This window comes from Corynebacterium sp. HMSC055A01 (assembly GCF_001809405.1).
GTDB lineage: Bacteria > Actinomycetota > Actinomycetes > Mycobacteriales > Mycobacteriaceae > Corynebacterium > Corynebacterium hesseae.
In genome coordinates this window covers 176390-183482 of sequence record NZ_KV797591.1, presented here as the reverse complement: position 1 = coordinate 183482, position 7093 = coordinate 176390, and the positions used below count along the sequence as shown (strand labels likewise).

Annotated in this window: 6 protein-coding genes and 2 pseudogenes; 3 read left to right on the top strand and 5 right to left on the bottom strand. The window is 59.7% G+C overall.

What is annotated here, in order from left to right; genetic code table 11:
• The coding region (guaA, locus tag HMPREF2604_RS10120) for a glutamine-hydrolyzing GMP synthase (RefSeq protein ID WP_141746459.1) at nt 1-591 on the bottom strand (591 nt) is incomplete at its 3' end.
• Nucleotides 592-710: 119 nt separating this feature from the next.
• Here guaA and HMPREF2604_RS10115 point away from each other — a divergent pair.
• Complete coding sequence (locus tag HMPREF2604_RS10115; RefSeq protein WP_070516666.1) at nt 711-1397, top strand: metal-dependent transcriptional regulator; 687 nt, start codon at nt 711-713, stop codon at nt 1395-1397.
• Here the strand turns inward: HMPREF2604_RS10115 and HMPREF2604_RS10110 are convergent.
• From HMPREF2604_RS10110 to HMPREF2604_RS14375, 4 genes and pseudogenes are all read right to left on the bottom strand, one after another.
• The gene (locus HMPREF2604_RS10110; RefSeq protein WP_070516668.1) at nt 1347-2246 is read right to left on the bottom strand and encodes a metal ABC transporter permease; all 900 of its coding nucleotides are present in this window, start codon (nt 2244-2246) and stop codon (nt 1347-1349) included. The genes HMPREF2604_RS10115 and HMPREF2604_RS10110 overlap by 51 nt on opposite strands.
• Nucleotides 2243-3016, bottom strand: coding sequence for a metal ABC transporter ATP-binding protein (locus HMPREF2604_RS10105; protein WP_070516670.1), 774 nt, complete (start codon nt 3014-3016; stop codon nt 2243-2245). The genes HMPREF2604_RS10110 and HMPREF2604_RS10105 overlap by 4 nt, the downstream gene beginning before the upstream one ends.
• 8 nt (nt 3017-3024) lie before the next feature.
• Entirely contained in the window at nt 3025-3903 is an 879-nt protein-coding gene (locus HMPREF2604_RS10100) for a metal ABC transporter substrate-binding protein (RefSeq protein ID WP_232745304.1), read from the bottom strand.
• 273 nt (nt 3904-4176) lie between these two features.
• Nucleotides 4177-4320 (bottom strand): annotated as a pseudogene (locus HMPREF2604_RS14375) (GuaB3 family IMP dehydrogenase-related protein); the annotation flags it as partial.
• Nucleotides 4321-4408: 88 nt separating this feature from the next.
• Between HMPREF2604_RS14375 and HMPREF2604_RS10095 the strand changes: the two are divergent.
• Both HMPREF2604_RS10095 and HMPREF2604_RS10085 read left to right on the top strand, forming a co-directional pair.
• A complete protein-coding gene (locus HMPREF2604_RS10095; RefSeq protein ID WP_070516674.1) occupies nt 4409-5743 on the top strand; it encodes a coiled-coil domain-containing protein in 1335 nt (444 codons plus the stop codon).
• 289 nt (nt 5744-6032) lie between these two features.
• Nucleotides 6033-7093, top strand: a pseudogene (locus HMPREF2604_RS10085) (IS3 family transposase); the annotation flags it as partial.

Genomic DNA, 7093 nt, shown 5'->3' with positions numbered 1-7093 from the left:
CGTGAGCACCTCTTGGCCGTGCGGCGAGTGCATGACCTCCGGGTGGTACTGGACGCCGGCCATGCATAGATCAGCGTTTTCGAATGCGGCGACTGGTGCGCCTTCCGATGAAGCGGTGACCTCGAAGCCAGCTGGTGCCTCGGTGACGGAATCGCCGTGGCTCATCCATACCGGGTGGTTGGTCTGCAGGCCGTGGTGAAGTACGCCGCCGCGCACGTTCATTGCGGTGCGACCGTACTCGCGGGAGCCGGTCTTGGCCACGGTGCCGCCGAGCGCCTGAGTCATCACCTGGAAGCCGTAGCAAATGCCGAAGGTGGGCAGCCCCAGCTCGAAAATTGCCGGGTCGAGCTGCGGAGCACCGTCCTCGTAGACGGATGAGGGACCACCGGAGAGCACGAGAGCCACCGGGTCCTTGGCTTTCAATTCTTCTGCGGAAATCGTGTGCGGAACGACCTCCGAATAGATCCGGGCCTCACGCACGCGTCGTGCGATGAGCTGCGCATATTGCGCGCCGAAGTCCACGACGAGGACGGGGCGCGGGTGAGCGTTTGCGGGTGGGGTCTGCTCTGGTGCATTCGAGGTGGTAGTCACGGATTCAGAGTCTAACTCATGGCCTGGATAGACTGAACAGTCGCGACTGTGCAGGGCGGATTAGCGGTTCAGGGCGGCGTCGATAAGCGTGCTCCCGGAAGGTAAGTAGAGTTGAACGCATGTCGGTGAGCGAATTATCCACTTCGACCCAGAACTATTTGAAGGTCATCTGGAGTCTCACGGAATGGTCAGCGGAACCCGTGACGGCAACCCTGATTTCGAAGCAGACGGGGCTGCGGATGTCGTCGGTCTCGGATGCTGTGCGCAAGCTCGCCGCACAGGGGTTGATCGTGCACGCCCCGTACGGCTCGGTGGAATTGACCGAGAAGGGCCGCGGGTACGCAGTGGACATGATTCGGCGCCACCGGCTCATCGAGACGTTCTTGGTGGAGACTCTCGGGTACACGTGGGACGAAGTGCACGATGAAGCGGAGCACTTAGAGCACGCAGTCTCTGACTACCTGGTGGACAGGCTGGACAAGCTGCTCGGCCACCCCACCCGCGACCCGCACGGGGATCCGATCCCGACCGCCGACGGTACGGTGCCCGCTTTGGACGCATGCCGCCTCACGGATGCTGGGGCGGGCGCCGGTGCAGCGGGGACGACGGTCACTGTCGAGCGGATCTCCGATTCGGACCCGACCCTGCTGAAGTTTTTCGAGGAGAATGGCATCGTTGTCGGCGCCGTCCTCACGGTCACTGAAGGCGCACCGTTTTCCGAGTCGCTCGATGTGAAGGTGGACGGGGCAAAGAACTCAGTTCCGCTCGGCCGCACCGCTACCGATGCGCTGTTCGTCTCCAATTAGCCGTGCCGTTCCGCCCCGGCGCGCACGCGCTGTGACGATCCCTTGGCTCGGGCTGAACAGGTACACCAGCAGGAATGCGATCCCCTGCGCCATGACCACGAGTCCGCCAGGCGAAGCGTCGAGGTAGTAGCTCGCGTACAGCCCCGCGACGGAGCATACGGTGGCCACCGCAGGAGCGATCAGCAGCATGCGGCCGAAACTGTCGGTCAAAAGGTGCGCGGTCGCACCCGGAATGATCAGCATCGCCACCACGAGGATCACCCCGACGGCTTGCAGCCCCACCACGCAGGTGAGCGCGAGCAGGGCGAGCAACACTGCCCCAATCAGCTTCGGCCACAGACCAATCGCGTGAGCATGCACGGGATCGAAAGCGAAAAGCGTGAAATCGCGGCGCTTGAGCACGAGCACGGCCAGCGTGGCCACGCCCAAAACGAGGATCTGCACGAGATCAGCTTTGGAGACGCCGAGCAGGTTACCGAAGATAATGTGATTGAGGTCGGTGTGCGAGGGCGTGACGGAGATGAGCACGAGCCCGAACGCGAAGAGCGTCGTGAAGACGATTCCGATCGCAGCGTCTTCTTTGACCCGGCTCGTATCACGCACGACACCGATCAATCCCACGGCGAGGAAGCCGAAGACCACTGCCCCGAGAGCGAAGGGAACGCCCGCGATATACGCCAGCACCACGCCGGGGAACACTGCGTGGGACACGGCATCGCCCATCAGCGACCAGCCGACGAGGACCAGCCAGCACGACAGCACCGCGCACACGATGGAGGAAATCAGGCTCGTGGCGAACGCGCGGACCATGAAGTCGTAGGCGAACGGGTCGACAAGAAAAGAGATCATCGTTTCATCACATCCAGTCCAAAGGCAGCGGCGAGATTATCGGGTTGCAGGACATCCTTGGGCGAGCCGTGCATGAGCACATGCCGGTTGAGCAGCATCGCTTCATCAGCCAGCTCAGGTAACGCAGGGAGGTCGTGCGTGGACACGAAGACGGTGGCACCGCCGTCTGCAAGCTCGCGGAACAGCCGGGTCATTGTCGCTTCGCTGCGCTTATCGACGCCCGCGAAAGGCTCGTCCAGCAGCATGATCCTCGCCCCCTGGGCAATGCACCGGGCAACAAAGGCGCGTTTCCGCTGGCCGCCGGAAAGTTGACCGATCTGACGTGAGGCATAGTCCGTGAGCTCCACACGCTCGAGTGCATGGTTGACGGCTTCGATATCAGCCCGGCGAGGCCGGCGCGTGAAACCGAGTTGTCCGTAGCGACCCATCATGACCACCTCCCGCACGCTGACCGGGAAATCCCAGTCCACTGCCTCGCGCTGAGGCACGTACCCGAGCACACCGGTGCGGCGGGCAACCGCGGGGTCATCTCCGTTGACGGCGACGGTCCCGGAATCCGGCCGGGTCTGCCCCATGATCGTTTTGAATAGCGTAGATTTCCCGGATCCATTCATTCCGACGAGTCCGCACACGCGTCCCGGCGCAATCTCGAGGGATGCACCGTCGAGCGCGAGCACGCTCCCATAGTGAACGGTGACATCGTGCACGGATATCGCGGGAGTCGCATTCGACGAAACGGCCGCCGCGGCTGATGACGTTTCCTGTTGCACCGTGACACCTACTTCTTACCCGTCAACGCCTGCGTGATCACGTCGGCGTCGTGCTTGATCAAGTCGAGGTAGGTCGGAACCGGACCGTCTTTCTCCGAAAGGGAGTCGACGTACAGAGTGCCGCCGAAGGTGGCGTCGGTTGCATCAACTACCTGCTGCATCGGTGCGTCCGAGACCGTGGACTCGCAGAATACGGCCGGCACGTCGTTCTCCTTGACGAATTCGATGGCACGGGTGATCTGCTGCGGAGTTGCCTCATTCTCGGAGTTCACGGCCCAAATGAACCGTTCCTCCAGACCAGCGTCGCGTGCCATGTAGGAGAATGCGCCCTCGCACGTCACCAGTGCGCGATGCTGCTCAGGCAGGTTCGCCAACTCAGTGACCATGCCGTCCTGGACCTCTTGCAGCTCCTTTTTGTACTGCTCGCCGTTCTGCTTGAAGTCCTCAGCATGGTCCGGATCGAGTTCGCTGAAGGCGGTGACCATATTGTCCACGTACTTCTCCACCTCGACCGGGCTCATCCACGCGTGCGGGTTCGGTTTGCCCGCGCCCTCGTCCTCGGTGATGTCGATCGGGTCCACGCCGTCGCTGACGGTGACGTGGGGCGCGTCGACGTCCTCGACGAATTGCGCGAACCAGTTCTCCAGGTTCAGGCCGTTATCCAGAATGAGGTCGGCATCCGACGCGCGGCGGATATCAGCCGGCGTGGGCTCGTAGCCGTGGATCTCCGCCCCCGGCTTCGTCAAAGAATCCACAGTCAAGTGTTCCCCCGCGACATTCTGGGCGATGTCCTGGATCACAGTGAAAGTGGTCAGCACTTTCGGCTTTCCGCCGTCTGCACGATCCTCCTCCGGCGCGCACGCTGTGAGCGCCGCCGCGAGAATCATCGCCATCATCGCGGCTGCTGCCACGAACAGTGCGGATCGCGACTCCCGCTTTTCCGACCGAACCATTGAGTTTTCCTTTCCTGAAAATGCATTCGCCAAGGCTGTTCCATAAGTTACGCCTAGACGTACTTTTTATTCTGGACAAACTTTAGTCGGACTTACAGGAGAGTCAAGATGAATCGGCTGTGACATACGCCTCACCCCGTAGACATGAAAAACGCCCGGGGGATCATTGAAGTTCCACCGGGCGTTGTCGGCCGCGAAAGTGCGCAGCTAGCTCGAGAGGGTGATATCCACCTTCTGGAAGCTCTTGATATCGGTGTAGCCACACTTCGCCATGACGCGGCGCAGACCGCCGGCGAGGTTGTGCCCACCCCAGGTACTGGTGCTCGGGCCGTGGAGGATGGTCTGCAGGCTCGGGCTGTTGTCGCGGAGGTGCTTCACAACATCCTCGGTAGAAACCGCGTCGTCGAGGCCCCAGCCGAAGCTGAATCCACCGAAATCGATGTGCAAAGAAATCCCGGATTTCTACACCAGTGAGGTGGACGGGCGCGAAGTAAAACGTCCGCGCTATGTCGCACGCGACTACGAGGAAGCGAAACAATACTTCGAAGAGGCAATGCGTTGGCTTGCCGAGAACTTCATCCCCGGCGGCATCGATGCTGTGGCCGGAGGGGATATGAATTTTGACGAGAGCACACCGCATAGCCAGTTCCAGGCCGATAGCTTCTCCCCGAAGCCCGATGATCCGTCAAAGCTCCGCTGTAGGCCAGGTATCGCGTACAACACTGACACCTCGGTCAGGTACAAATCTGGCCCAAAAAAGGGTAAACAGATCTCGGGTAATCAAAAAATGATCGACGCGCAGCGCGGACTCCGTGAACACATGCACGCGCTCGGCTACCCAGTAGAACTGGAAGTCTCCGAACGTCACGATGAATCCCTAAACCTCGACCGCTACACGGAGCAGCAGGATCGTGAACGCGACCTTGCCAACCGCGAGGATGAAGTAGAAGTCAAGCGCCGTTCCGTACACCGCGACATGGACGCGATTGATCGTGACCGCGAGCAAGCAGCAAAAGAACTGGAACAGGCCCAGGCGGACCGTGAAGCAGCGCGAAGTGTACAGGAGAACGCTGAACAGCAGGCTCGCGAGGTTGCAGAGCGTGTGTTGCGTGAAGCACGCGAGAAGGCTGAGCAGGACGTCGAGCAGATCCGTAGCGATGCACAGGCTGCGGCTGAGCAGACAGTAGGGCTGGCCGAAGCTCAAGCAGATGAGCTGCTGGACCGTGCCGAAGAGGTCAACAGCGCTGCAGAGGCCAAGCTCAAGCGTGCAGAGCAGGAGGCTGAAACGATCCGCAGCGAAGCACGCAAGGAAGCCGAGCGAGACGCAGAAAAGACCCGTAGCGAGGCCACACGAGACGCTGAGAGCACTCGTAGCGAAGCACAACGTGATGCTGTGGCCATCCGCAGCGAGGCCACGCGTGAGCGTGAACAGCTGGCCAACGAACGTGCAGCCCTGGACAGTGAGCGTGAAGCCTTTGACACGGAGAAACGCGCATTCACCGAAAGCCTCGAAGCGCGCCGCGCAGCTGCAGAAGAGGAAGCCGCCATCATTATCGAGGAGGCAACGCAGTCTCTGCAAGAGATTTCCCACGTAGACCGGGACTTCCTGCATGTCGAACTCGATAACGACCCTGAGATGAAGCAGCGGTATCGGGTTGCTGTTGAGCAGCGTATCCAGCAGGAACGGACCGCCGCACGCCGCCGTGCTCAGGAACGAACCAACAAGCGCCGCCAGCAGCAACAGCGCGACCGCGATGGTGGCATGGAGCTGTAGCAGCTCGCCACACGCCTTGTACGGCCCTGTAGCGGCCTAGCCGGGTGTCGCCGGGGTCAGTGCCCAGAGACAGCGCTAAAACCGCTCTAATTCAGCGAAAATCGAAGAATTAGAGCGGTTGTTTTGTGTAGCGGTAATCCTGTAGTGCTGTGAAATAGCGCGTGTAGTGGCGTGTTTGTTGTGCTGTTGATTGTGTAGTAGAGGTACGTGGCTACAGGGACCTGACCCCTGTTAGGTAGACACCTGATATCCAGCCCGGTTGGGTTGGGAAGAAAGGTAATCTACCACCATGCCTAGGTACTCCGAACAGTTCAAACGTGATGCTGTGGCCCTCTACGAAAACAATGAGGACCTCTCACTTCACGCGGCTTCAGCAGAGCTTGGAGTCAATCGTTCCTCACTTTATTCCTGGCTTAAGCAGTACGGCACCGGCAAGCGTGCCCGCACGAAGACCATGCGCGACAAGGCACAGGCGACGACTGATTCTGAACGAATCCGTCAGCTAGAAAAAGAAGTCTCGAAGCTGCGCGAAGAACGCGACATCCTGCGTAAGGCCGCGAAGTATTTTGCCGAAGAGACACGCTGGTAATCCGCTTCCAGTTTGTCTATGACCATCGAACCGAGTACTCGGTCAAGCGGATGTGCCACGTGTTAAAGCTCAATCGCTCCTCGTTCTACAAATGGGTCAACACCCGTGAAAAGCGCAGGTTAAAGATGTGTTCCGATGCCCTTATTGGTGCGAGAATTACAACCATCTTCGATGATGAGCACGGGCTTTATGGTGCTAAACGCATCGCTGCAAGCCTTAACGACGATACGGACTTTCCTCCGACCAATCACAAGAAGGTCGCACGCATCATGAAATCCATGGGGCTAAAAGGCTTTACTAAGCAACGTCGATGTGTCACTACCAGGCGCAAGCCTGGACGTCGAGTCATGCCAGATTTAGTAGGCCGTACATTCACAGCCAACGAGCCGAACCGCGTTTATCTTGGCGACATTACCTACCCGCCCTGTAAGGGTGGCAAGAACATGTATTTGGCCACAGTCATTGACACGTATTCACGGAAACTTGCAGGTTATGCGATCGCAGACCACATGCGAGTGTCACTGGTCGTCGATGCACTAGCCCACGCGCACGGTGTGCGTGGCAGTCTTGACGGGGCTGTATTCCATTCCGATCACGGCAGTGTGTACACCTCACAAGCCTTTAGGGACCACTGCACCCAGCTTGGTGTTCGCCAATCCATGGGAGCGGTGGGAACGAGTGCCGATAATGCCCTGGCAGAATCATTTAACGCCACCTTAAAGCGTGAAGTCCTGCGTGATCGGAAAGTCTTTGACAATCCC